This is a genomic window from Xanthomonas sp. 3307, assembly GCF_014199735.1.
GTDB classification, from domain to species: domain Bacteria; phylum Pseudomonadota; class Gammaproteobacteria; order Xanthomonadales; family Xanthomonadaceae; genus Xanthomonas_A; species Xanthomonas_A rydalmerensis.
Window position 1 is genome coordinate 312,588 of record NZ_JACHOG010000002.1, and the last position, 24,037, is coordinate 336,624.

At 62.4% G+C, this 24,037-nt stretch carries 20 protein-coding genes; 7 read left to right on the forward strand and 13 right to left on the reverse strand.

From position 1 onward, the window contains the following. The 6 genes from GGR64_RS06195 (at position 1) to GGR64_RS06220 (ending at position 7,707) form a co-directional block, all read left to right on the forward strand. Complete coding sequence (locus GGR64_RS06195) at positions 1 to 729, forward strand: SDR family oxidoreductase (protein WP_184644598.1); 729 nt, start codon at positions 1 to 3, stop codon at positions 727 to 729. A gap of 155 nt (positions 730 to 884) precedes the next feature. Next, on the forward strand, positions 885 to 3,125 hold the full coding sequence (locus GGR64_RS06200) for a hypothetical protein (RefSeq protein WP_184644600.1): 2,241 nt from the start codon (positions 885 to 887) through the stop codon (positions 3,123 to 3,125). A gap of 191 nt (positions 3,126 to 3,316) precedes the next feature. Further along, entirely contained in the window at positions 3,317 to 4,261 is a 945-nt protein-coding gene (locus tag GGR64_RS06205) for an NAD-dependent epimerase/dehydratase family protein (protein WP_184644602.1), read from the forward strand. A 22-nt stretch (positions 4,262 to 4,283) separates the two neighbouring features. Continuing rightward, positions 4,284 to 5,570, forward strand: a complete 1,287-nt coding sequence (locus GGR64_RS06210) for an NAD(P)/FAD-dependent oxidoreductase (protein WP_184644604.1) — start codon at positions 4,284 to 4,286, stop codon at positions 5,568 to 5,570. Then, positions 5,567 to 5,965 (forward strand): GtrA family protein, encoded by a 399-nt coding sequence (locus tag GGR64_RS06215; RefSeq protein ID WP_010377761.1) that lies wholly within the window; start codon positions 5,567 to 5,569, stop codon positions 5,963 to 5,965. Before GGR64_RS06210 ends, GGR64_RS06215 begins: the two co-directional genes overlap by 4 nt. A 65-nt stretch (positions 5,966 to 6,030) precedes the next feature. Continuing rightward, positions 6,031 to 7,707 (forward strand): hypothetical protein, encoded by a 1,677-nt coding sequence (locus tag GGR64_RS06220; RefSeq protein WP_184645204.1) that lies wholly within the window; start codon positions 6,031 to 6,033, stop codon positions 7,705 to 7,707. 314 nt (positions 7,708 to 8,021) lie between these two features. On the opposite strand, the gene GGR64_RS06225 is transcribed toward GGR64_RS06220, so the two are convergent. The 11 genes from GGR64_RS06225 to GGR64_RS06275 form a co-directional block, all read right to left on the reverse strand. Beyond that, positions 8,022 to 8,873 carry a phytanoyl-CoA dioxygenase family protein gene (locus GGR64_RS06225; protein WP_184644606.1) on the reverse strand — a complete coding sequence of 284 codons (852 nt, stop codon included), beginning with the start codon at positions 8,871 to 8,873 and terminating at the stop codon, positions 8,022 to 8,024. A 49-nt stretch (positions 8,874 to 8,922) separates the two neighbouring features. Next, complete coding sequence (locus tag GGR64_RS06230) at positions 8,923 to 10,053, reverse strand: hypothetical protein (RefSeq protein WP_184645206.1); 1,131 nt, start codon at positions 10,051 to 10,053, stop codon at positions 8,923 to 8,925. 130 nt (positions 10,054 to 10,183) lie between these two features. After that, positions 10,184 to 11,836, reverse strand: coding sequence for a glycosyltransferase family 2 protein (locus GGR64_RS06235; RefSeq protein ID WP_184644608.1), 1,653 nt, complete (start codon positions 11,834 to 11,836; stop codon positions 10,184 to 10,186). Positions 11,837 to 12,158: 322 nt separating this feature from the next. After that, on the reverse strand, positions 12,159 to 13,763 hold the full coding sequence (locus GGR64_RS06240; protein WP_184645210.1) for a class I SAM-dependent methyltransferase: 1,605 nt from the start codon (positions 13,761 to 13,763) through the stop codon (positions 12,159 to 12,161). Further along, positions 13,753 to 14,982 (reverse strand): ABC transporter ATP-binding protein, encoded by a 1,230-nt coding sequence (locus GGR64_RS06245; RefSeq protein ID WP_326520310.1) that lies wholly within the window; start codon positions 14,980 to 14,982, stop codon positions 13,753 to 13,755. Before GGR64_RS06245 ends, GGR64_RS06240 begins: the two co-directional genes overlap by 11 nt. Then, positions 14,979 to 15,761 (reverse strand): ABC transporter permease, encoded by a 783-nt coding sequence (locus tag GGR64_RS06250; protein ID WP_184644610.1) that lies wholly within the window; start codon positions 15,759 to 15,761, stop codon positions 14,979 to 14,981. Before GGR64_RS06250 ends, GGR64_RS06245 begins: the two co-directional genes overlap by 4 nt. Next, on the reverse strand, positions 15,761 to 16,957 hold the full coding sequence (locus tag GGR64_RS06255; RefSeq protein ID WP_184644612.1) for a cystathionine gamma-synthase: 1,197 nt from the start codon (positions 16,955 to 16,957) through the stop codon (positions 15,761 to 15,763). The genes GGR64_RS06250 and GGR64_RS06255 overlap by 1 nt, the downstream gene beginning before the upstream one ends. A gap of 85 nt (positions 16,958 to 17,042) precedes the next feature. Then, positions 17,043 to 18,413, reverse strand: a complete 1,371-nt coding sequence (locus GGR64_RS06260; protein ID WP_184644614.1) for a pyridoxal-phosphate dependent enzyme — start codon at positions 18,411 to 18,413, stop codon at positions 17,043 to 17,045. Between the two features lie 180 nt (positions 18,414 to 18,593). Next, positions 18,594 to 18,812: a YdcH family protein gene (locus GGR64_RS06265; protein WP_010340228.1), complete on the reverse strand. Its 219-nt coding sequence runs from the start codon at positions 18,810 to 18,812 to the stop codon at positions 18,594 to 18,596. A gap of 333 nt (positions 18,813 to 19,145) precedes the next feature. Continuing rightward, positions 19,146 to 20,018, reverse strand: a complete 873-nt coding sequence (locus GGR64_RS06270) for an OmpA family protein (RefSeq protein ID WP_184645212.1) — start codon at positions 20,016 to 20,018, stop codon at positions 19,146 to 19,148. Between the two features lie 17 nt (positions 20,019 to 20,035). Next, on the reverse strand, positions 20,036 to 20,428 hold the full coding sequence (locus GGR64_RS06275; protein ID WP_048491628.1) for a DUF4398 domain-containing protein: 393 nt from the start codon (positions 20,426 to 20,428) through the stop codon (positions 20,036 to 20,038). Positions 20,429 to 20,527: 99 nt separating this feature from the next. Here GGR64_RS06275 and GGR64_RS06280 point away from each other — a divergent pair, with 99 nt between their 5' ends. Beyond that, positions 20,528 to 21,664, forward strand: coding sequence for a PilT/PilU family type 4a pilus ATPase (locus GGR64_RS06280; protein ID WP_160968863.1), 1,137 nt, complete (start codon positions 20,528 to 20,530; stop codon positions 21,662 to 21,664). A 475-nt stretch (positions 21,665 to 22,139) separates the two neighbouring features. Here GGR64_RS06280 and maiA read toward each other — a convergent pair whose 3' ends face one another. Both maiA and GGR64_RS06290 read right to left on the reverse strand, forming a co-directional pair. Continuing rightward, a complete protein-coding gene (gene maiA / locus GGR64_RS06285) occupies positions 22,140 to 22,796 on the reverse strand; it encodes a maleylacetoacetate isomerase (protein ID WP_184644616.1) in 657 nt (218 codons plus the stop codon). Positions 22,797 to 22,885: 89 nt separating this feature from the next. Beyond that, positions 22,886 to 23,875 (reverse strand): fumarylacetoacetate hydrolase family protein, encoded by a 990-nt coding sequence (locus GGR64_RS06290; RefSeq protein ID WP_184644618.1) that lies wholly within the window; start codon positions 23,873 to 23,875, stop codon positions 22,886 to 22,888. Positions 23,876 to 24,037: the final 162 nt, after the last annotated feature.

Below are 24,037 nucleotides of genomic sequence, written 5' to 3' on the forward strand. Positions count from 1 at the left end.
ATGCAACGCGTCCTCATCATTGGCGCCACCTCGGCCATCGCCGAGGCCACCGCCCGGCGCTACGCCGCGCGCGGCGCGGCCCTCCATCTGCTCGGCCGCCAGGCTGCGCGCCTGGACGCTATGGCGTCGGATCTCTCGGCGCGCGGCGGCAAGGCCAGTTGCGGCGTGCTCGACGTCAACGACAGCGCCGGCCATGCGGCGGCCTTCGATGCCGCCTGGGCCGCACTGGGTGGCGTCGACGTGGTGCTGATCGCCCACGGCACGCTGCCCGACCAGGCCGCGTGCGACGCCTCGGTCGAACTGTCGATGCGCGAGTTCGCCACCAACGGCACCTCGACGATCGCACTGTGCGCCGCGCTGGTGCCGCGCCTGCGCGCGGGCGCGACGCTGGCGGTGATCTCCTCGGTCGCCGGCGACCGCGGCCGCGCCAGCAACTACCTGTACGGCAGCGCCAAGGCCGCGGTCAGCGCCTATCTGAGCGGCCTCGGCCAGCGCCTGCGCCCGGAGGGCATCAACGTACTCACCATCAAGCCGGGCTTCGTCGATACGCCGATGACCGCCGCCTTCAAGAAAGGCGCGCTGTGGGCCAAGCCCGACCAGATCGCCAAGGGCATCCTGCGCGCGGTCGACGGCCGCCGCGCGGTCGCCTACCTGCCCGGTTTCTGGTGGGCGATCATGTTCGTCATCAAATCCATTCCCGAATTCGTTTTCCGCAGGATCAAGCTCTGACATGACCGGTACATTCGTTTCCTGCAGGATCGAGATCTGACATGACCGGTCGACATGCCATGTTCGGCACCGCGGCGCCCCTGTACGCGCAGGACAACCCTGCAGGAATTTTTGACAGGCCCCACAGGACCAGCGTCTCTGCGGGACGTCGTGTCATGAACATGGCACTGCTCATCTGCCTGTTGCTTCTTGGAGGCTGCGGCTTCTATCCGGACCCTGCGTTGGGAATCGATGGCGGTTGCGCCCCGACCAACTCGCCGTTCCTGAAGCAGGATGACACCGTCGCGGGCCGTATCAGCTTCTGCGAAGGCGCCGACGCCTGGGTCGGAACGCTGGAGTCGCGCCCTTATCCTCCTGGCACAAAGCACATCGAGGTCATGATTACAGGTTATCCGGGAAATCCCGGTGTGAGCCTCAATGCGGTCACTCGCACGGGAAAGACCGCGCGGATCGCGATTCCGGAGCAACCCCGCGAGCATTGGGAACGCTTCATGCTGGTGGTTCCCGATGACATCGCGCAGGAGGGCTACCGCATCCGGATCGACGATCAGTCCCGCTCTTCTTTCGGCTGGGCCGGACTCGGCGATTCAATCACGCGTCCCGCCGTGGACTTGGCCGGAGGCATGCTGCCGATGCTGGCCGCCGTGCTGCTGGGGAATGTCTGGTTGCTTGCCGTTTGCTTGTGCCTGCCCGCAGGTGCACCTCCACGTGAGCGTCTGCTCCAGGGCCTGCTCGCCGCGGGCTGCGGCTGGTTTGCGATCTTTCTGGGCTATGTGCTTTCTGCCAAGTTAGGCAGTGCGCTGGCCTTGCTGATTCTGGTACTCCCCTTCCCGCTCGCGCTGATGCTCGGAAGGCGTCGGCACATCTCGCTCGCCGACATCGCAGACTTGCAGAAAGGCCTGCTCCCCGCACTGCTGCTTGTCTGCCTGATTCTGTGGATCGGATTGTTCCCGTTCCATTGGGAGGGACAACTGGATGATGGCCCGGCATTGCGCTGGAGGCATTTCCCGACCGACGCCTGGCTGCCGATGCTGTTCGGCGACATGCTTGCACGCGGCAGGCTGGACATCCCGATGGTTGGCGACTGGCTGAGCAGCGACCGTCCTCCCTTGCAGGTTGGACTGTACCTCATGCTGTACAAGCTGTTGCCGCACAGCCACGTGTTGGTGTACCAGGGAATTTGCAGTTGGGCGCAGGCACTGGTTCTGCTGCCGCTGGCTTCCCTGCTCGCACGGTTCATGAGTAAGCGGGCGCAAGCGATGGCATTGCTCGTGCTCAGCCTGTCGGCCTTGATGCTGCTCAGCACCCTTTTTGTCTGGCCCAAGCTGCTGGCCGCGGCCTTTTCGCTCATCTACTACCTGGCGCTGTTTCCGGATGACGGTGCACCCAGGCGCTGGGGGCAGGCGGGCATCGCCGCAGCGCTGGCCATGCTGTCGCATGGCGGCGCGTTGTTCTTCATCGTCGGCGTCGCCCTCGTCCACCTGTGCTGGTACAAGCGCCAAGGCCTGGCGATGCTGCTGCGGACCGGGCCACTCGCCGCCGCGCTCTACCTTCCATGGGTGGCCTATCAGCGGCTTGTCGATCCTCCTGGCGACCGGCTTATCAAGTGGCACTTTGCCGACAAGATCGACGTCAGCGACGAGAGCGCCGCGCAGGCGATTCTCCACGCCTATTCCCAGCTCACGCCCGGCGATTGGCTGACCGCACGCTTGCAGAATCTCGGCGTGATCGTCAAAGGCACGCTATCGGCACCCTATGATGCGTGGAGGATGGCAACGCGACAGGATCCCGCATTCCTTTCCCGTTTTATCGAGGACGACTTCTACCACATGTTCCATTCGATGTGGTTTGCCTCGCCCTTGTTGCTGCTCCCTTGCATCGTCGTGATGTATTTGCGCGACCGCCATCGAGACAGTCAGCCGCTCAAGACGCTGTTGCAGGCACTGACGTCTTTTGCTGTGGTCACCCTGGTGTGGGTGATCGCCATCTTCAAGGGAGGGGTAACGACGACGCACATCGGTGCCTACGCGTCTGTACTGCTGCTGCAGCTCGCCATCCTGGCCGCTGTGTGGCGCACCAGTGCTCCTCTTTTCTATGCGATCTGCTTGGCCAACGTCACCGTGTCCTTGTCAGCCTATGTGTTTGATCGGCAGTTCCTCCCCGGCTTGCAGTCGGCCTACGTCCTGGTGAGCGCCTTGCTGTGCGGCGGCCTGGCATTGGCAACCCTGATCGCCACAGGGAGTTGCTTCGCAAAGGCGGCACACCTGCCATCGGGAGCGCATTCCGATGGCGAGGAAGCACCCGAGGCTTTTACGCAGAGTTCGGTCGTCGGCACCTCCCTCCTTGAGATACAGGAGCCCTCCGATTATTCGGGCAAAGAGCAGGTTTCTGTATGATTTTGAACGTGCCCATCCTGCAATTGCGCCGAGCTCCTGCACTGTTGCGATCAGAATGTCGCTGATGACCCGCAGCGATCGGCGAAAATTCTTCGCTTTCTTTCACAAACAAACACCGACGGCGGCTCCACTAGCCACTTGCATTGCGCCGACGAACCTTGACTCCATTCATCCGCTTTCGAGTTTGATTCATGGCACAGAAGAATGACAAGATTGTCCTGACCGGCGCTGCAGGGCTGGTGGGGCAGAACCTGATCGTCGAACTGAAGCGACAGGGCTATACCCGGCTGGTAGCCATCGATAAGCACGCGCACAATCTCGGCATCCTGCGAGGCTTGCATCCGGATGTGGAGACGATCCTTGCGGATCTGGCCGAGCCGGGCGAATGGAGCAAGGCGTTCGAAGGCGCTCGGCTCGTCGTGCAGTTGCACGCGCAGATCACCGGCAAGACCACCGACCTGTTCACTCGCAACAACCTGACCGCGACCGCGCACGTGCTCGACGCCTGCCGCGCGGCAAACGTGCCTTACATGGTGCACATCAGCTCATCGGTGGTGAACTCGGTGGCCAAGGACGACTACACCAACACCAAGCGCGCTCAGGAAGAAATGGTGGTCGCCAGCGGCCTGCGCCACTGCGTGCTGCGCCCGACCCTGATGTTCGGCTGGTTCGATCCCAAGCATCTGGGCTGGCTATCGCGCTTCATGGCCAGGACGCCGGTGTTCCCGATTCCGGGCGATGGTCGCTTCATGCGCCAGCCGCTGTACGAGCGCGACTTCTGCCGCTGCATCGCCAAGTGCATCGAACGCGAGCCCGACGGCGATGTCTACGATATCGTCGGCGACACGCGCGTGGACTACGTCGACATCATCAAGACGATCAAGCGGGTCAAGAAGCTGCACACCCTGATCGTGCATATCCCGATCGGCTTCTTCGCCTTCCTGCTGCGCGTGTATTCGCTCTTCAGTTCCAAGCCGCCGTTCACCGCCGACCAGCTGAAGGCGCTGAGCGCCGGCGACGACTTCAAGGGCGTCGATACCGAAGCGGTGTTCGGCGTGCGCCAGACGCCGTTCGAAGACGCGATCCGCGAAAGCTACACCGACCCGCGCTACAGCCACATCGTGCTCAAGCGCTGAACCGTCATACGAGACTAGAATCATGAGTACATTCGCGATCGTCGGCAGCGGCCCCATGGGCCTGATGGCTGCCATGGAACTGTTGAAGAAGGGCCACCAGGTCGACGTCTACGAACGCGACGACCGCATCGGCGGCATGTCCGCGGACTTCGATTTCGATGGCCTGCGCATCGAGCGCTACTACCACTTCATCTGCAAGACCGATTTCCCGCTGTTCAAGCTGCTCGAGGACCTGAAGCTGTCCGACCGCCTGCACTGGACGGACACCAAGATGGGGTATTACTACCAGGGCAAGCTGCACAAATGGGGAACGCCGTTCGCCCTGCTCGGCTTCCCGCACCTGGGGCTGATCGACAAGATCCGCTACGCCCTGCACGTCATGCACACCAAGGGCATCAGCGACTGGACGGCGCTGGACAAGGAAAATGCGCGTGACTGGATCACCCGCTGGATCGGCCCCAAAGCCTACAAGGTGATGTGGGAGAAGGCCTTCGCGCTGAAGTTCTTCGAGTACCAGAATGACCTGTCCGCCTCGTGGATCGGCACCCGCATCAAGCGCGTGGCGCTGTCGCGGCGCAACCTGTTCAATGAAAGCATGGGCTATCTCGAAGGCGGCTCGGCCGTGCTGCTGGAACGCATGGCGGCGGAAGTCGCACGCCTCGGCGGACGCATCCTGCTGTCGCAACCGATCGAGGAAGTGGCCTCGGTCGACGGCAAGGTCACCGGCATCCGCACCCGCGACGGCCATCATGCCTACGACGGCGTGGTGTCGACGGCGCCGATCCAGTACGTACCTGGCATGGTGCCGGGCCTGCCCAAGACCTTTGCCGACCAGGTCGCCGCGATCGAGAACATCCCGGTCGCCTGCGTGATCCTCAAGCTGTCCAAGCCGGTCAGCGAAAACTTCTGGATGAACATCAGCGACGACCGGATCGGCATCCCCGGCCTGATCGAATACAGCAACCTCAACCCCGGCAAGGGCCCTGGCGAGCACATCGTGTACGCGCCCTACTACATGCCCAAGACCCATCCGAAGTGGCAGTGGAGCAACCAGCAGCTGATCGACGAAGTCGTCAGTTACCTGCCGATGATCAATCCGGACTTCAAGCCGGAGTGGATCCGCGCGACCCATTGCCATCGCTACGAGTACGCGCAGACCATCTGCCCGCCGGGGTTCCAGGACATGCTGCCGCCGATGAAGACGCCGCTGGAAGGCTTCTACATGGCGGATACGGCGTACTACTACCCGGAGGATCGCTCGATCAACGAGAGCATCGCTGTCGGAGCCAAGTTGGTGGCTGATCTGTGATTGATCAGAAGTTCTTCAAGTTCCTGGTGGCGGGCGGTCTTGCGGCGCTAGTCAATTTTGGATCGAGAATCCTGCTGAATGAGTTTATGCCGTATGCGCAGGCCATCATCATTGCCTACTGCATCGGCATGCTGACCGCCTTTTTGCTGAACCGACTTTTCGTATTCAAGGAATCCAGCAACCACATCCACCAGCAGGCAGCTTGGTTCATACTCATCAACGTGGCGGCAGCACTACAGACTCTGCTAATCAGCTTGCTTTTCGCCAAGATTATCTTTCCGAAAATGCAGATGAACTTTTATCCTCAAGCCGTTGCTCACGCGATAGGCGTCATTGCGCCGGTTGCAATCAGCTATCTGGGGCACAAGCATTTCACTTTTCGGGGGCATCGATGAATCAGACAGCTCAACATAGCGCGCCATCAGGGCTGCGCGATAGGACGCTGGCTGCGTTCACATTGATGGCGTCGCAGCCTGCGCTTGCAGCGATCACCGCATTGGCCGCTCTTTATGCGCTATTGGCCGTAGTGGGTGGAATCCTCACGTTCAGCCCTGTCCCGTTCTGGGACATGTGGGATGGCGGGCTGGGATTTTATGTCCGCCAGATGACGGATGTCTCGCAGTGGTGGGCGCAGCACAACGAACATCGCATCGTGCTGTCCAGAATCCTTTTCTTCCTCGACTATCGCTATTTCGATAGCAATGGCGCGGTACTGGTCGTTATCAACTACTTGCTTGCGTGCTCGACCTTTGGGCTACTCGCTTGGTGCGCCCTGCAACGCGACGCAGCCCGGAGACGGGATGGGCGCATGATCGCAGCCTTCATCTTGTGCTGCGCACTGCTGTGGACCCAAAGCAACAACCTGACATGGGCATTCCAGAGTCAGTTCTTCCTCGCGAATCTACTGCCCCTGCTCGCCCTGGTGTTGCTGCATGCCTCATGCCGCACGCGCATTCGCGGAAATGCCATCGTTTTCCTGGCAGCCCTGACCGTGGCCGCAATGGCCGCCGTCAGCATGGCAAATGGTGTGTTGGCGGGGGGCGTCGTCGCTACTGCCTGCCTGCTGGGGCGCCAAAGCTGGCGTCGCAATCTGCTGGCCTGGGCATTGGCGATTGCCGTTCCGGCATTGTACTTCCACCATTACACGGCACCCGCCGGACATGGCTCGATCCTCGAATCGCTTCGGACAGAGCCGCTCGAAGTCATCAAGTTCTTCTTCGCGTACATCGGCAGCCCTTTCGCCCACTTGGACGCGAGTGGCTCGCTCCATCTCGGCTGGGCCATCCTCGCCGGTGTCGTGCTATTGACTGCAGGAGCGATCCTGTCCTGGCGCACGATATTCAAGCGCCATGACACGGTTGATGTCGATCTTGTCGTCACCCTTTTCCTTGGATACCTCGTCGCCTCCGCATTTGCAACGGCGGGTAGCCGAGCGCTGTTTGGCCTCGATGCCGCTGTGGCGAGTCGCTACACGACACCTGGCCTATTGGTGCTTGGTTGTGTCCTGATCTTGGCATCACGAAACTTCTTTCGCGATCGCGCGCTGACAATGCCTTATCAGATCGGCCTCGCGCTGATGGCGCTCGCATTCCTGCCTTCGCAGTTGACAGCGACGCGTCCGCAACCCTATCTGGACTTCGAGTGGCGCTTCGCCGCCCTGGCGCTCGAATTGGGAGTCAAGGATGAAAAGCAGATCGGGTGGATCTTCCCCGACGCAGCTTGGGCACAGAAAATCGCCGAGCCTGCCGCGAACATGGGTCTTGGCATATTCGCGAAGCCAGGGATCTACGATGCGAAACTCACCTTAGGCGGCAGCTATCCCACGTTGCCGCTGCAGACCTGTAGCTTGGCCGGGCTGGAGAGCGAGGCTGTCGATGCGTCGACGAACGACTGGATCCGTTTGAAGGGCGGACTGATGAATTCCATCCTGCCTCAGAAGATATCCACCGTATTGCTGGTGGACGCAAACAACACCATCGTGGGTCGAGGCCTGCTCGCCGAGCCCAAACAGGATAGCCCCGGCGCGCCTTTCGGCGCCCCCTTCAAGGCGTACCTGAGGGGACGCGCACAACCAGCCGTTTACAAGATCGTAATACCGGGATTTTGCACGACCACAGTCGCCCCCAAGAGCCTATAGGATTCGAGAACGTTGGAACTTGCGCGGGCACAGGATCACTACCCTGACCCGCGCCATTTCCACAGTTGCTCCAGGGTCTAGGCTCCGACATCGACACGCCATCGTTGGCCCAGGGTCGTTCACTGCCCGTAGTCGAGCGCTAGCAATCGGTTTGGGGCCAGCTGCCATATTGGAATTGCAGCATTCAGCAGCTACAGCCCATCAGTGAGCAAAGGCAATCACCATCAAAATGTAACTCTTGCAGAAGCCAGCGAGCCACCTGTGTCGCTCACTGGCTTCAGCACGCCGAGCCGCTCCCCACCGGGGTATTCGCGCTAGTTATTTGGTGCGAACATCGGGCGCTCCAGCTGGAGCATGAACCGATCACCGATCATCGGTACCTTACGGATGTCCTTCGGCGCGAAAGGACGTACGCCAAAAAACTCTTCGATGCCATACATGGTCTCCCGCTCGGGCGCACAGTGGAACACCATGCTCTTACGGGTCATACCAGCCGAAAGAATGGGGGTGCCCCCATGGGGAAGCTCGGGATGCCAAATGAAGCAATCGCCCTTCTTGATCAGCGCAATCTCCGGCTTGATGCCACGCTTGTGCACTTCCTCAGCCACGCGTCCAATGTAGTGGTTGAACGCCTCGCCCAATTGATCGGCGCCAGTGGCCTGGATGGATTCGATCTCGATCAGATGGCCACCGGGGTAGTATTGGAGCGGCCCTGCTTCGGCATGCACATCCTCTAGCGCAAACCAGATGCCAGCAAAAATGTTGTGAGGACGCGTATGGAAGAATGGCGTATCGCGATGGAGCGCCTGTTCGCTCGACTGTTCGAAGAAAAGAGAGGTCGCAACGAATGCTCGGTCGCCGAAGAACGCGTCCAGGGCTTTCATTACCACAGGCTTGGCAATCGCCGCACGCGCCCTGTTGCTCACGAGGTGCATGTTGGTCAACCGCGAATGACGCCCAGTCCCCATGACATGCTTATCTGCCTCCTGGCGGTGTTTCGCCACGTAGCGCGTGAAGTCAGCACAAATGGCATCGCATTCTTTGGCAGACAAGACGCCTGGCAAATGCGCATAGCCATGCTCATGCAGACTACTCACTGCGACAGCTGCAGCGGCATCGCTTTCCGGCGACCCGCGCTCACTTTGGAACATCTTCAAAAACTTCATCACTATCCCCCTGTAACGCAACAAACCACTCAGCCCTTAACGACAACGCCTACACCCGGCCAACCTGAGTTACACCCCACAGTATCGCCGCATCATCCACCATTGTAGAGAATGCATCGCGCCCTTGACACACATAGGCATTGTCCAAGGCAGCCAATGGCCCCGAGAGCATCTGCCTCGATTCGCAGATATCGATCTGTCGACTCAATTCGGCGGCAATAGCCTCAGGCGTCATCGTCTCCAACGACACGATGTTTGCACGGCTTGATGACAGATCCTTGTTGGCGAACCGATTGGTAATCACCGACATGCCGAATGCATCCATCTCCAGCGGCGGATAGCTGGGATGGGGGGAAATCATCAATGAGATTCCGAGCGACGACGTGGAAAGCAGCTCGGCATATTGATCGATCGAAAGTTTACCCAGCGCCTGCAGAACGAACGGCCCGAGATCGACATCTGAATCGAGCTCGCCGACCGCAAGAACACGCCAGTCGGCACAGCGTGGGTCTGCCCAACCCCACTTCCTCAAGCCCTCGCACAGGAGCTCAAACGCATTACGAGGCGTTCCCGGACGCGCGTACGTGAGGATCACGCGCTGGCGTGGCGTCTGCTGCGTCGAGCGCACACGCTCCAGCGCCGCTTTCAGTCCATCATGAAGCACTGGTTCAAACGTCACCGCACGCTGATAGTCGAATCCTTGGCGCGCGAAATAGTCCCGCAGAAGCGACGTATTGAAAATCGCGATATCGCGGTCTTTGCGGTACGTGCTCATCGCAAGTGCCGACTGGCTGGACCATGCATAGAATCCCGGCTCATAGTCCTGGATCAGGTACATCACAGGTCGGTCACTTGCCTGCATCGCCGATTGCCAGGTCGCAAGACGTTGAGCCGAATAAGCAGTCCACCACGCCGTGGCCAACCAATGATCACCCGCAGCGACCGGCAACGTCTGCCCATACCTATCATTGAATGCAACGATCTGACGCGGCGCCTCGCTTTCCTCTCCGCAGTTGACGAGTTGGTGATCCCCGAACCTCGCCAGCGCCTCATCGTCGGGTGCCGAATCGACAAGGATGATCCGCGACTCATCGAAGTAGCGGCAGAGTTCACGATAGATGAGGACCGCCGTGTGAATGCCACCAAAGTAATGCTGCTTGTTGATGGAAGGCAGTATCAAATTAAGCCTACGGCCATGCCGATCTTCCGCCCTGGGTTCACAGGGCGTGATCTCCCCGACGCTCGTGCGCACTGGATGGGATGCAACAACTGCTGTCCTCAACCCACGTGCGGCGCGCCGTAGCAAACGATCAAGCATCTGCCTGCGCTCCTCGCAAGGCCGGCGACGGCGACATGTAATCCAGGTTCGGGCTGTAGAATGGATCTCCGGATTCACGATAAGGCGAATAGGCCTGCGCCGATCGCACGAAATCACTCTCTGGAATTACGCGCGGATCTCGCGTCTTGGATTCGTGATGGATAAGGATCGCCTCCGGCACATACACGGTGCGCTTGCCATTCGCCATGGCACGCAGGCACAGTTCCACGTCGCTACCGCAGACGACGAATGACTCGTCGAATCCGCCAATGGCATCGAAGTTAGCGCGCGAGATGGCGACACACGCACCTGTCACCGCCAGCACTTCGCGGCGCAGAATCGGCGATACGAAAAGGTGCTGGTGGTGGATCGGCTGCTGCCCCTTGAACACGTGATCGGCCCAGCCACCCATGCCGACAACCACGCCCGCATGCTGAATGCTGCCATCTGCATACAGGAGCAATGCGCCACATGCGCCGACATCCGGCCTGAGCGCGTTTTCCACCAATCGTTGCAGCCAATCCGCTGAAGCGACCTCGGTATCATTGTTCAGGAATACGAGCACTTCGCCCTCGGCGCTCGCCGCGGCAAGGTTATTGAGCGCAGACCAGTTGAACGGCACATCCGCCTGCAACACGCGGAACCACGGTTCGTTGGACATCGAATCAAGCCATTCGAGCGTGGCAGGGTCCTTGGATCCATTATCGACAACGATAATTTCGAAACTCGCGTAATCGGTCCTTCCCTGGATCGACTCGATGCATGGCCGCAACAGATCGAGCCCGTCCCGGGTCGGGATAATGATACTCGCCTTCGGCGCATGCTGTGCGTAGGGGTAGCGCACGTCGTAACAGAACAAATGCGGACCGTCCTCCACCTGGGCGCCGGGATAGACCGCATCCACGTGGTACTGAATCGCACGCTTCCCCGAATCATGCGCATATGGCTTTGAATCGGCGTTCGCGGCGGTGGAGCCTGCGTGCATGCGCCAGTGATACAGCACGCGCGGAACATGGCCCACCTTGGCTCCTGCCGCCACGCAACGCAGCACCAAATCATAGTCCTGCGAACCGTCACACTCGCTACGCGTCAAACCCACTCGCTTGATCAGATCGTGTTCGAAACTGACCAGGTGTCCTAGGTACATCTGCGCCAGGAAAAGGTCGTAGTTCCAATCCGGCTTGAAGTACGGATTACGCAACCGGCCATCCTCACCCAACATGTCGTGGTCGGTATAAACGACGGCGCTTCCTGTCTTGATATGGCAATCCACTACCGCCGCCAACGCGTTGCGGTCGAGCACGTCGTCGTGATCGAGGAACGTCACCCACCTTCCGCGGGCTGACGCAAGCGCCGCATTGGTGGTGGCCGCGATGCCTGAGCGCGTCTCCGACCGGGTAACCCGCAGGTTGGGAATGCGCTTCTTGAACTCGGCCAATATCCGGCCCACGTGGGGCTCGTTGGAAGCGTCGTCATGAATGCAAATTTCCCAGTTCTTGTAGGTTTGCGTGCACACGCTCTCGATCGCTTCCCTGAGGAATAGCTCGGGCGTATTGCAGACCGGGATGATGACGCTGATCATCCCGCTATCAGCGGGAACTTCCAGCTGCGGCAATGCTGAGTGCCAGCTTTCATAGGCATCCAAAGATACCTGTGGCGCAGGCGCCGATCCGCCAGAAGCATATGCCGCCATCCGCCTCGCGAAGTGCCGGGGCCCCTTTGCGCCCTCACGAATACAGGCGCTCACGAGCTGAAAAGGGGATCTCCCTTGCAGACGAGCACGACGCCACGCCCAGCGCAGCGAGCTAAGCAGGGCGCGAATTTGCCGAACTACCATGAAACCCCCATTTCAATACCTCAAATCAATTTTGCTTCAATTAACCAATGAGCGGCCAAGCATGAGCGCCACGCTCATTGCCACACACTGAATGGTCGCGCTGTCGCTCTCGAATTCAGCTCAAACCTTGTTATTGCTTCTGTGTGCTGGCGGAATTGTTGCTGTTGCGCCAGAACATCGCCATCAGCTTGATCTCCAGGCGTGCCTGCAGATCGCGCATCTCCTTTTCAACGGCCTCCCGGAGCGATTCTGAAGCGTCAAGCCCAAGCGATGCCGCCCCGACCTCTTCGTCGCCGCCACGAATAGCGTCCAATGAAGCATTTAGCGCCTTTCTACTTTTCATTAACTCACGGCGAAGCTCATCGACGAACTCCGTCGCACCCGCATGATCGCACTCAGCCTGAGAAGATTCATCGGCCACCTCGGCGCCAGCAACATTCCCTTCTCCCGCCGATGCACTTTTTTGACGCTCGGCGACGAAACTTTGCTGCCCTTGTTCCAATTGATGCACCAACGCGATCCGACCCTGCTCAGCCTCTACCGCTCTCTGTTCCGACAATCTCAGCAACTCGGCGGTTGACTGCCACTCACCCAGAGCGATCCGCAAGTCTTCATCCTTTTGGCGACAGGCATCAACGGCCTGCTTCCATCCTTCAGATGCGCTCAGAGCGTCTTGCTGTGCCTGCTTGAATAGGGCAACAGTTTGCTCCCACTCGTGAGTGATCTCTTTGACCTGGGCCTCCAAACGTGCATTAGCTTCGGCTGTGGATTTCCATCCAGCGACGGCTTTCGCAACATCGGCTTCTGCGGTCTCCAACCGCTGGATCGTCGCGCTCCACTCCCGTGTCGCCACCTCCAGATCTTTCGCATGGGTCTTGGCAACGTCGGCGGTAGCGGCCCATTCCAGTTCTGAATTGAGCGTGCGAAGAGCGAGTTCCCTCAGACCAGACGCCAACTGTTCCAGCAAACCCACGGCTTGATCATCCGAGGCGCCACGGGAGACCCACCAATCGCGCAATTCCTGGGCCTTTTCCGCATTGCGAAGCCCGATAAAATAGGTTCGGTAACAGGGTCCAACGCAATCGCCAGCGAACACCCGCGTGTTGTAGAGCCTGTCTGCCGCCGTTGAAAGGCCTTCCAGTTCGGGAAACTTCACCTTCATGAAGTGAACGCCCATCAGGCTTTCCCACAACGTCGCGCTTCCCTGTGTCAGCACGACTACGTGCAATCCCTGATTTTGCAGGATGGAAACCACTTCCGCGGCATTCACGAGCCCGTAGTCGCGATGCTCCTGCAGCCACTCGTAATCGTCGCCAAAAAGCTCTTTCCAACGACCATTGGCGGCCGCGTCGGCCTGAACCACCCACTCTTCATCCGTAGGACAGCCAATCACCACGGCATTCCCGGCGACGCGCCCCATTTCCGATACGGCCGCAGCACGGAGTTCGCGAGGAATATGTTCAAGCACATCAAGCGAGACAACGGCGCCATATTCGCCTGATTGGAACGGCAACGCAGTGGCGTCGGCTACAACGAAATCCTGCTCGTCCCCTTCCACACGTATGTCGGTATACAGCAGGCTTGCCTTCGGCAGAAATTCACCGAGCAACCGCTGCCTGTTCGCACCGACTTCGAGTATCCGGCAGTCGCCGCAGCCAAGCGTGTTCAATATCGCAGAAGCCGCACCGTAGCGTTGGTAGTGATCAAATGCGATGGCTTGGAGATCAACGACCATGGACACGCCACTCATGAGAAATATAGACCAGTCCCTCGCTGAAGTACGGCGCAGCGACGGTGAACTCATTGACGGAAGACAGGTAATCCAAGCACACCAGGCCCTTATCGGTAAAAAGACCGACATCGATGCGATATGTGCCTGTCAACAACGGCATGGAAGGAATGTGGTACGTAATGCCGTGAGTGCCACGGCCAGAAGGAATATCGATCTGCTCAAGATGCGTATTCGGGCCAAAGATGTGCTGACCATCCAGGCCTTTTATTGCAACACCCAAGAGCAAGCCTTCGATCATGTCGTCATTGACCGCGTACTCGATCTCGACTGTCAAGGGCTCGAAGGGCGCCAACATGTCGGTAGACATCGTCGTACGCTCGATATGAGCGGGCACCGAATCGCGTTTTGCAGGAGCCTTTTCCCCAACAGGATTCGCTTCGCCTGACGGGGGCGCCAGTCGTCCCAATTCGTAGTCCCGAAACCGGTCCGCGACAAAACTCGCTTCGCCATGCAATTTTACGCGCCCCTGCTCAAGCCAGATCGCGGTTTGGCAGAAACGCTTCACCTGCTCCAGCGAATGCGAGACAAACAGGACGGTGGCTCCACGAGCGCGGATCTGCTCGATTCGCGCCAGACACTTCATCTGAAAGCGGATATCGCCCACAGACAGTGCCTCGTCGATGATCAGCACGTCAGGCTCGGTGTGAATGGCAACGGAGAAAGCCAGCCGCACGTACATGCCGCTGGAATAGGTTTTGACCGGGCGGTCGATGAATTCACCGATGTCGGCGAACTCAATGATCTTGTCCAGGCTTTGATCGACTTCCGCATGCGTCAGGCCAAGCAGAGACGCGCTGAGATAGACGTTCTCACGGCCGCTGAAATCAGGGTTGAAGCCGGCTCCCAGCTCCAGCAGTGCCGCAAAACGCCCCCGTATGCGGACGGTGCCCTTGGTCGGCGAAAGCGTGCCGCACAGAATCTGTAGAAGAGTCGATTTGCCGGCACCGTTCCGCCCGATGATGCCGACGGTTTCGCCCCTTGGCACGAGGAGGGTCACATCCTCCAGCGCACGAAAGTTGTGGGATGCACGATCACCCGAAGGACGCAACAGCGACAATAGACGCTTGAGAGGATGCCCATACACCGGGTAGTCCTTGGTAACTCCACGCATCTCAAGCGCAAGCTTGTTGTCTGGAATTTGGGGAAGCGCAGTGCTAGTCATAGGACGTCCGCAAAACCTCGTGATAGACGCTTGAAAAGCGCGTACGCCAGCAGCGCAGCGATGATGGAGATTACGAAATGATTTCCAAGCGACACCAAATCCAGCGCTTCATGGCCCAATGTTGCTGCACGCAACTGACTGATCGGGGTGACCAGGGGATTGAACGCAATAAGACCGGAGACGGACGCCGGCATGGCGCTGGGCGGGAAGAAAATCGGGCTCAAGAAAAGAAGAACGCTGCTCAGAATGCCGACAAACTGACCTACGTCGCGCAGATAGACGCCGAGCGCTGAAAGTATCCAGCCGATCGCAAGCAGCATCGGGACCATTTCAAGCAGAATAATCGGCGTCAACAGCGCCTTTGCAGAAGGAGCTTCGGAAAGAAATGCCTGGGCGAGCAGCAGGATAAGCAAGCTGATAGCCGCCGTGACCAAGGCCCCTGCCACCTTGACAACCACAAGCATGGGCAGCGGGAAGACCACCTTCTTCACGAAGTTCGGCTGCCCAACCACCAGCGTTGGCGACGTAATAAGAACTTCCGAAAGAAAGGAGAAGGGAATCAACCCTGCGAAGAGCATCAAGGCAAAATCGCCTGAATTCTGCGCACCAGTCCATCGGGCCTTGAAAATGCCACTGAACACCAGCGTGTAGACGCATAGCATCAGAATTGGCAGAAGAACCAGCCAAAGAGCGCCGAGAACCGTTGTTTTGTACTTTAATGCAAGTTCGCGCGCGAGCAATTGGCGGAACAAGAAAATTAGATTTGCATGGCTCTGCATTACCTTTCATCTCCCGCCAAAGCAGCCAGCAAATCCCCGCGCAAATCCCCCACATCCTCCACCCCCACGCTCAGGCGCACCAGCGCATCGCTGATGCCGAGCTGGTCGCGGCGCTGCACCGGCACCGAGGCGTGGGTCATCACTGCGGGGTGGTTGACCAGGCTCTCGACGCCGCCCAGGGATTCGGCCAGGGTGAACAGGCGGGTGCGCTCGCAGAAACGCTTGGCCGCGTCGAAGCCGCCCTTGAGCACGATCGAGACGATGCCGCCGTAGCCGGCCATCTGCCGGCCGGCCAGGGCGTGCTGCGGGTGCGAGGGCAGGCCCGGGTAGATCACCTTCTCCACCGCCGGGTGCGTTTCCAGCCACTGCGCCAGGGCCAGGGCGTTGTCGCAGTGCGCGCGCATGCGCAGCGGCAGCGTCTTCAGGCCGCGCAGGGCCAGGAAGCTGTCGAATGGGCCCTGCACGCCGCCCACCGAATTCTGCAGGAAGGCCAGTTGTTCGGCCAGTTCGGCGTTGTCGCCGACCACGGCCATGCCGCCGACCATGTCCGAGTGGCCGTTGAGGTACTTGGTCGCCGAATGCACCACGATGTCCGCGCCCAGCGCCAGCGGCCGCTGCAGCAGCGGCGAGGCGAAGGTGTTGTCGACCACCACCAGCAGGCCGTGCTTGCGCGCGATCGCGGCGATCGCGGCGATATCGACGATCTTCAGCATCGGATTGGTCGGGGTCTCGATCCACACCATCTTGGTGGTCGGGCGGATCGCCGCCTCGAACGCAGCCGGGTCGGTCAGGTCGACGAAGCCGAACTCCAGCGCGGCGGTGCGCTTGCGCACCCGCTCGAACAGGCGGTAGCTGCCACCGTACAGGTCGTCCATCGCGATCACATGGCTGCCGCTGTCCAGCAGCTCGATCACCGTGGCCGTCGCTGCCATGCCGGAGGCGAAGGCGAAGCCGCGGCTGCCGCCTTCCAGGGCCGCCACGCAGCGCTCGTAGGCGAAGCGGGTCGGGTTGTGGGTGCGCGAGTACTCGAACCCCTGATGCTCGCCGGGGCTAGACTGGGCATAGGTGGAGGTCGCGTAGATCGGCGGCATCACTGCGCCGGTGGACGGGTCCGGGTGCTGTCCGCCATGGATGGCCAGGGTCGCCAGCGCCAGCGCTGGACCGTCGCCTTGGGGGTTCGACGTGTTGTCCGTCATGAGGGGGTTACCGGAAAAGGGGCGTGATTCTAGCAGCGCGGTCTGAATGGCCCCATGCAGCGGAGCCGGCCAGCCGCGGGGAGTGTTACTGCACCCGGCGGCGCAGATAGTTGAGCAGGTCGATACGGGTGATCAGGCCGAGGAAGGCGCCCTCGTTCATCACGATGGCGACCTGGCCGCGATCGAACACCGGCAGCAGGGCCTCGATCGGCGATTTGACGTCCAGCCGGTCGAGCTTGCTGACCATGGCCGTGGCCACCGGGTCTCGGAACCGTGCCTCGTCGCCATATACATGCAACAAGACGTCGCTTTCGTCGACGATGCCGACCAGTTGATCGCCTTCCATCACCGGCAGCTGCGACACGTCGTACAGCTTCATGCGCTGATAGGCGGTGGTCAGCAGGTCCTTGGGGCCGACCACCACGGTGTCGCGCTGGCTGTACGGGCGCAGGATCAGGTCGCGCAGGTCGCCGTGCTGCGGGCGCTCCAGGAAGCCGTTGTCCAGCATCCAGTAGTCGTTGTACATCTTCGACAGGTACTTGTTGCCGGTGTCGCAGACGAACACCAGCACCCGCTTGGGCTCGGCCTGTGCGCGGCAGTACTTCAGCGCCGCCGCCAGCAGCGTGCCGGTGGAGGAGCCACCGAGGATGCCCTCCTTGGCCAGCAGTTCGCGCGCGGTGTGGAAGCTCTCGGCGTCGCTGATCGAATAGGCCTTCTTGACCCGGCTGAAATCGGAGATCGCCGGCAGGAAGTCCTCGCCGATGCCTTCCACCAGCCAGCTGCCGGACTTCTCGCTGACCGTGCCCTGCTCGATGTACTCGGTCAGGATCGACCCGACCGGGTCGGCCAGCACCAGTTCGGTGTGCGGCGAGGCGGCAGCGAAGGCGCGCGACAGGCCGGTCATGGTGCCGGAGCTGCCGCAGCCGAACACGATCGCGTCCAGCCGGCCATCCATCTGCCGCAGGATCTCCGGGCCGGTGCCGAACTCGTGCGCGGCCGGGTTGTCGGGGTTGCCGAACTGGTTGATGAAATAGGCGCCAGGGGTCTCGGCGGCGATGCGCGCAGCCAGGTCCTGGTAGTACTCCGGGTGGCCCTTGGCCACGTCGGAGCGGGTCAGCACGACCTCGGCGCCCATCGCCTTGAGGTTGAAGATCTTCTCCCGGCTCATCTTGTCCGGGACCACCAGGATCAGCTTGTAGCCCTTCTGCTGGGCGACCAGGGCCAGGCCGATGCCGGTATTACCGGCGGTACCCTCGACCAGCACCGCGCCCGGCTTGAGGTCGCCGCGGCGCTCGGCCGCCTCGATCATCGACAGGCCGATGCGATCCTTGATCGAGCCGCCGGGATTGGCGCTCTCCAGCTTCAGGTACAGCTCGCACACCCCGGTGTCGAGCTTGCTGGCCTTGACGATGGGGGTGTCGCCGATCAGGTCGAGTACGGAGGAGTGAATGGCCATCGGGTCCGAATGCGTCGCGCCGCGGCAGCGGCTGGACCGGTCATTATCCCCGCTCGGGGATGGAAACGCGCGGCGGGGACGAAAAAAGCCGCGATCGCGGCTTTGGAGAGGGATGACGCGGACGGTGGCAAACCGACGAGGAGGCCAGCCACCGCCCGCGACAAGGGGGCAATAGTACGGTCAGTGCGGCTTCTGCTCGTAAAGGCGCAGCAGCTTTTCCTTGGCGGCGAGCTTTTCGCGCTTCATCTGCGCCAGGGTGACATCGTCGATCGGCAGCACGCCGAGTTCGGCGTCCATGCACTTCTTGTCCAAGGTCTTGTGGCGCTGGTAGAGCTGCTTGAACTCCGGATCGGACTTGATCAACGCGTCGATTTCGGTCTGCGGTTGCCCTTCGAACATAGGAATAGCCTCCTTCAGCTAAAAACAAGAACGCCCCGGCCGCTGCGGCACGGGGCGTTGCCTGGGAGCGGAAGCGCGCGAGCCGCCGGCTGCACCGCTGCAACGCCTGGAACCACGGTTCCTGCGACGTCGGACTGCGGTGTGCGCCACTGCGTCATCGGCTCGAACTCCTCCGTTGGCACCAGGCGGCGGGAGTGCCACCTGGAATACCGACCCTACGCTTCCCCACCGCCGCGAACAAGAGAAGCAGGCCCGCTTTGCCGCATTCAGTTGCTCGGCGCTCAGGCCCAGGGAAAAACCCCGTTAAACCGCCTGCGCGGGCACCCGCAGACCTTAGGGCGCGATCACAACTTCGGCCGAACGCGCCTTGGTCGAGGGCCCCTTCTTGCCGACCGCCTGCACCCGGTTGGCAGGCACGCCGCCGCTGACCAGGGCCGCGCGCAGGGCGTCGGCGCGCTTCTGCGCCACGCCGGCGTCGGTGTCGTAGGCCTCGATCCGCACCTTGCCCTTGCTGATCTGCAGGTACTGCGACAGGGCCTTGGTCTGGTTGGTGGCGTCGCCCGACAACGCGGCCTTGCCCGCACCGAAGGCCGCACCGGAGAAGGTGAAGACCTCCCCGCGGGTCTCGAAGCGCGAGGCCGGCAGCTTGGTGCCGGCGACCAGCTCGGCCTCCTCGCGCGCCAGCTTGGCCGACTTCTGCTGCGCGGCGCTGAGCTTGGCGGTCTGCTGCCCGGCGACGCTGGCCAGGGCCGCATCCGCATCCGCGCGCGCAGCCTGCTCGGCTTCGGCGGCCTGGCGCAGGCTTTCGGCCTCCTCGGCCTGGATCTGCGCCTGCACGCGCAGGCGCTCGGCCTCCTGACGGGCGCGGGCAGCCTCGCGACGGCTGGCCTCGATCAGCAGGTCGCTGCGGGTCTTCTCCAACTGGTCGACCTGGCGCCGAGCGATTTCGGCGCGGGCCATGGTTTCGGCGATCTCGACCCGGCGCTCGGCCAGGTAGCGCGCCTCGTCGCGCTCCTTGCGCTTGGCGTTGGCGAAGTTGGCCACCGCCTGCTGCGCCTGCAGGCGCTCGTAGGCGGCGACATCGGCATTGAGCGGATCGGCCTGCAGCGCCATCAGGCGCTGGTTGAGCACGGCCAGCTCGGGATCGTCGGCCGCCATCGCGCCCAGCGGCGCCAGCAGCAACGCCAGCAGGGCCAGGCGGCGCATTCCGTGCAGGGCGCGGCTCATGGACGGCCCTCCCCGGTGCCCAGGGTCTGTTGCAGCTGGGCCACCTCGGCCTGGCGCTGCTTCAGTTGCGCATTGGCCACCGCCTCCTCGCTGCGCGCCCGCGCCAGATCGGCATCGGCGGCCACGCGCAGCGCCAGCTGCGGCGCGGTCTTGCGCTGGCGGCGGTCGAGCGCGGCCTGCTGCGCCTGTTCCAGGCCCTGGCGGGCACTGGCCAGCAGGTCCGGCGCGTACTGGTCGGCATCGGCCTGGATCGCGCGCTGCACCGCCTGCTGGGCAGACAGCAGCTCCGGCGAGGCCACCTGGGCGAACGCGGCCGGCGCGGCGAACAACGCCAATGCGCAGGCCATCACATACTGCTGACAACGGAAGTGTGCGAAGCTAGTTTTCATCTAGGGGGGCCGTGGACGGAGACGTCGGTCACGGCCATTGTCGGAAGCCTGTGGCGCGCTTGCAACGGGCGATTGCGGATCGTTGGGGAACCATTGCGCATGGATATCGGCTATTTCCTGAAGCTGATGACCGAAAAGAACGCCTCGGACATGTTCCTGACCACAGGAGCACCGGTCTATATCAAGATCGAAGGCAAGCTGTACCCGCTCGGCGCCACCGGCCTGCCGCCGGGCATGGTCAAGAAGATCGCCTACTCGCTGATGGACGAAGGCCAGGTGCCGCAGTTCGAGCGGGACCTGGAATTGAACATGGCCATCGCCCTGCAGGACGCCGGGCGCTTCCGCGTCAATGTGTTCAAGCAGCGCGGCGAAGTCGGCATGGTGATCCGCGCGATCCGCAGCAAGATCCCCAGCATCGAGGAGCTGCACCTGCCACAGGTGCTCAAGGACGTGATCATGACCCCGCGCGGGCTGGTCCTGGTGGTCGGCTCGACCGGCTCGGGCAAGTCCACCTCGTTGGCGTCGATGATCGACTACCGCAACAGCACCACCACCGGGCACATCCTCACCATCGAGGACCCGATCGAATACCTGCACAAGCACAAGCTGTCCATCGTCAACCAGCGCGAGGTCGGCCTGGACACCCACGCCTTCCATAACGCGCTGAAGAACGCGATGCGCGAGGCGCCGGACGTGATCCTGATCGGCGAAATCCTGGACGCGGAGACCATGGAGGCGGCCATCGCCTTCGCCGAGACCGGGCACCTGTGCCTGGCCACCCTGCACTCCAACAATGCCGACCAGACCATCGAGCGCATCCTCAACTTCTTCCCCGAGAATGCGCACAAGAACGTGCTGATGAACCTGTCGCTGAACCTGCGCGCGGTGATTTCGCAGCGCCTGGTCAAGGACAGCAGCGGCCGCCGCCGACCGGCCTCGGAAGTGCTGCTGAACACGCCGATGATCCGCGACCTGCTGCGCCGCGGCCAGGTCCACGAGATCAAGCAGGCGATGGAGGAGTCGCTGGAGGAAGGCATGGAGACCTTCGACCAATGTCTGTTCCGCATGGTCAAGCAGGGCCAGATCGAGCAGGAGGAAGCGCTGCGCGCGGCCGACTCGCGCGACGGCCTGGCCCTGAAGTTCCGCCTGTCCGAAGGCGGCAGCGGCGAGCACGACCCCTACGCCGACTACGACAGCCCCAGCGCCGCGCCGCGGATCACCCACGGGTTCGTCTGAGGCCTCGCCGCTTCGTCACAGCAGCGGCGAGGGCACGGCCGGGGCTTCGCAGGTCTGCGATCGCGATGCAGCCGCGGCAACAGTGGACCGACCGCCCATCGGCGGTCGCTGCCGCGTCGCCCTTGCCAGGGCAAACGCCACTTCCACGCAGTTACGCGCCAGGCCCGGCCCCAGCCACTGCGGGAGTCAACTGTCATGCAGCCGCGACGCGCGAAGCCAAAAGCCGACTGACACCCCCCGTCGTCGGGACTGAAGTCCCTCCCACAGTGCACCCGGCGAGTTCGCCGCAAGCTTCTATGGAAGCGACTTCAGCCGCGACGCGCGAAAGCCGGAGCGTCCGACACACTGCAGTCGGGACGGAAGCCCCTCTCATACCCTCACGCGCAACGATGCGGCGGTGGAGGGTGGTGGTGGCCAACCGGGCATCATCGGAAGCCCGGTCGCGACGGAAGCCGCTGCTACGGCGCAGCGCGACTCACTGCGCGTCGGGCTGGTTCTCCGGGCGCGCCGCCTCGAATGCCGGCAACGCCAGGCAGGCGCGCTCGATCCGTTTCAGGGTCGGGTAGACCTGCAGGTCCACGCCGAAGCGACGCGCGTTGTACAGCTGCGGCACCAGGCAGCAGTCGGCCAGGCCCGGCTGCTCGCCGTGGCAGAAGCGGCCAGTGTCGGGCGACTCGGCCAGCAACTGCTCCAGCGCGTCGAAGCCGGTCTGCATCCAGTGCCGCATCCACTCCTCGCGCTCGGGCTGCGGCACGCTCCAGGCGCTCTCGAAGAACTGCGCCACGCGCAGGTTGTTGAGCGGATGGATGTCGCAGGCGATCAGTTGCGCCAGGCCGCGCACGCGGGCGCGGTCGATCGGCGCGTCCGGCAGCAGTGGCGGCTCCGGCCAGCGCTCGTCCAGGTATTCCAGGATCGCCAGCGACTGGCGGATCGGCTGGCCGTCGTGGCACAGGGTCGGCACCAGTTCCTGCGGGTTCAACCGCGCATATTCCGGCGAGTGCTGCTGCCCGCCGTCGCGCACCAGGTGCACCGGCAGCGACTGGTAGGCCAGACGCTTGAGCTCCAGCGCGATGCGCACCCGGTACGCGGCGCTGGACCGCCAGTAGGTGTAAAGCTGCAGTGCCTCGTCCATGCCCGCCTCCGTCTGCGCAATCGACAACGATACCGGTGGACAGCGGCGGTGCGGCGCCGCCGGTCGCCCCGGTAGCGCCGCCGGCCGGGTCAGGGCAGCGGTGCCTGCTCGATGCGCTGCTCGATCGCGCCGAAGATGCTCACTCCGTCACGGTCCAGCATCTCGATCCGCACCACGTCGCCGAAGGACATGTACGGGGTACTCGGCTTGCCGTCGCGCAGGGTTTCCACGGTGCGCTGCTCGGCGAAGCAGGAGGCGCCGCGCGTGGTGTCCTGGTTGGCGATGGTGCCCGAGCCGACCACCGCGCCGGCCGCCAGCGGCCGGGTCTTGGCCGCGTGCGCGACCAACTGCGCGAAATCGAACTGCATGTCCTCGCCGGCTTCCGGCGCGCCGAACCAGGCGCCGTTGATGTGGGTCAGCAGCGGCAGGTGCACCTTGTTGCCCTGCCAGGCCTGGCCCAGTTCGTCGGGGGTGACGAACACCGGCGACAGCGCCGAACGCGGCTTGGACTGCACGAAGCCGAAGCCCTTGGCCAGCTCCGGCGGAATCAGGTTGCGCAGCGACACGTCGTTGACCAGGCCGATCAGTTGGATGTGCGCGGCGGCCTGCGCCGGGCTGACCGCCATCGGCACGTCGTCGGTGACCACCACGATCTCGGCCTCCAGGTCGATGCCGTAGTCCTCGCTGACCACCTTGACCGCATCGCGCGGGCCGTAGAAGCCGGCGCTGACCGCCTGGTACATCAGCGGATCGGTGTAGAAGCTCTCCGGCACCTCGGCGCCGCGCGCACGGCGCACCCGCTCGACGTGCGGCAGGTAGGCGCTGCCGTCGAGGAATTCGTAGGCGCGCGGCAGTGGCGCCGCCAGTGCCGCCATGTCCAGGTCGAACTGGCCGTCGGCGCTGCCGTCGTTGAGCGACTCGGACAGGGCGTTCAGACGCGGGGCGAGGTTGCTCCAGCCCTCCAGCGCGCGCTGCAGGGTCGGTGCGATGCCGGTGGCGCGCACCGCGCGGGTCAGATCGCGGGACACGACGATCAGGGTGCCGTCGCGGCCGCCTTCCTTCAGGGAACCTAGCTTCATGTCCGTCCAGTGCTGGGGGCTGAGCCGGCGATTGTACGGCCAGACGCCGGCTTGGTTTCAACTGAAACGGACACCGCGTTTGTGCAGCGCGCCAATTCAGGTAGACTATGTCGGTCTGCATGCGGCCGTCCGTTTCCCTCAGGGACAGCCGGCGAGGCCAGG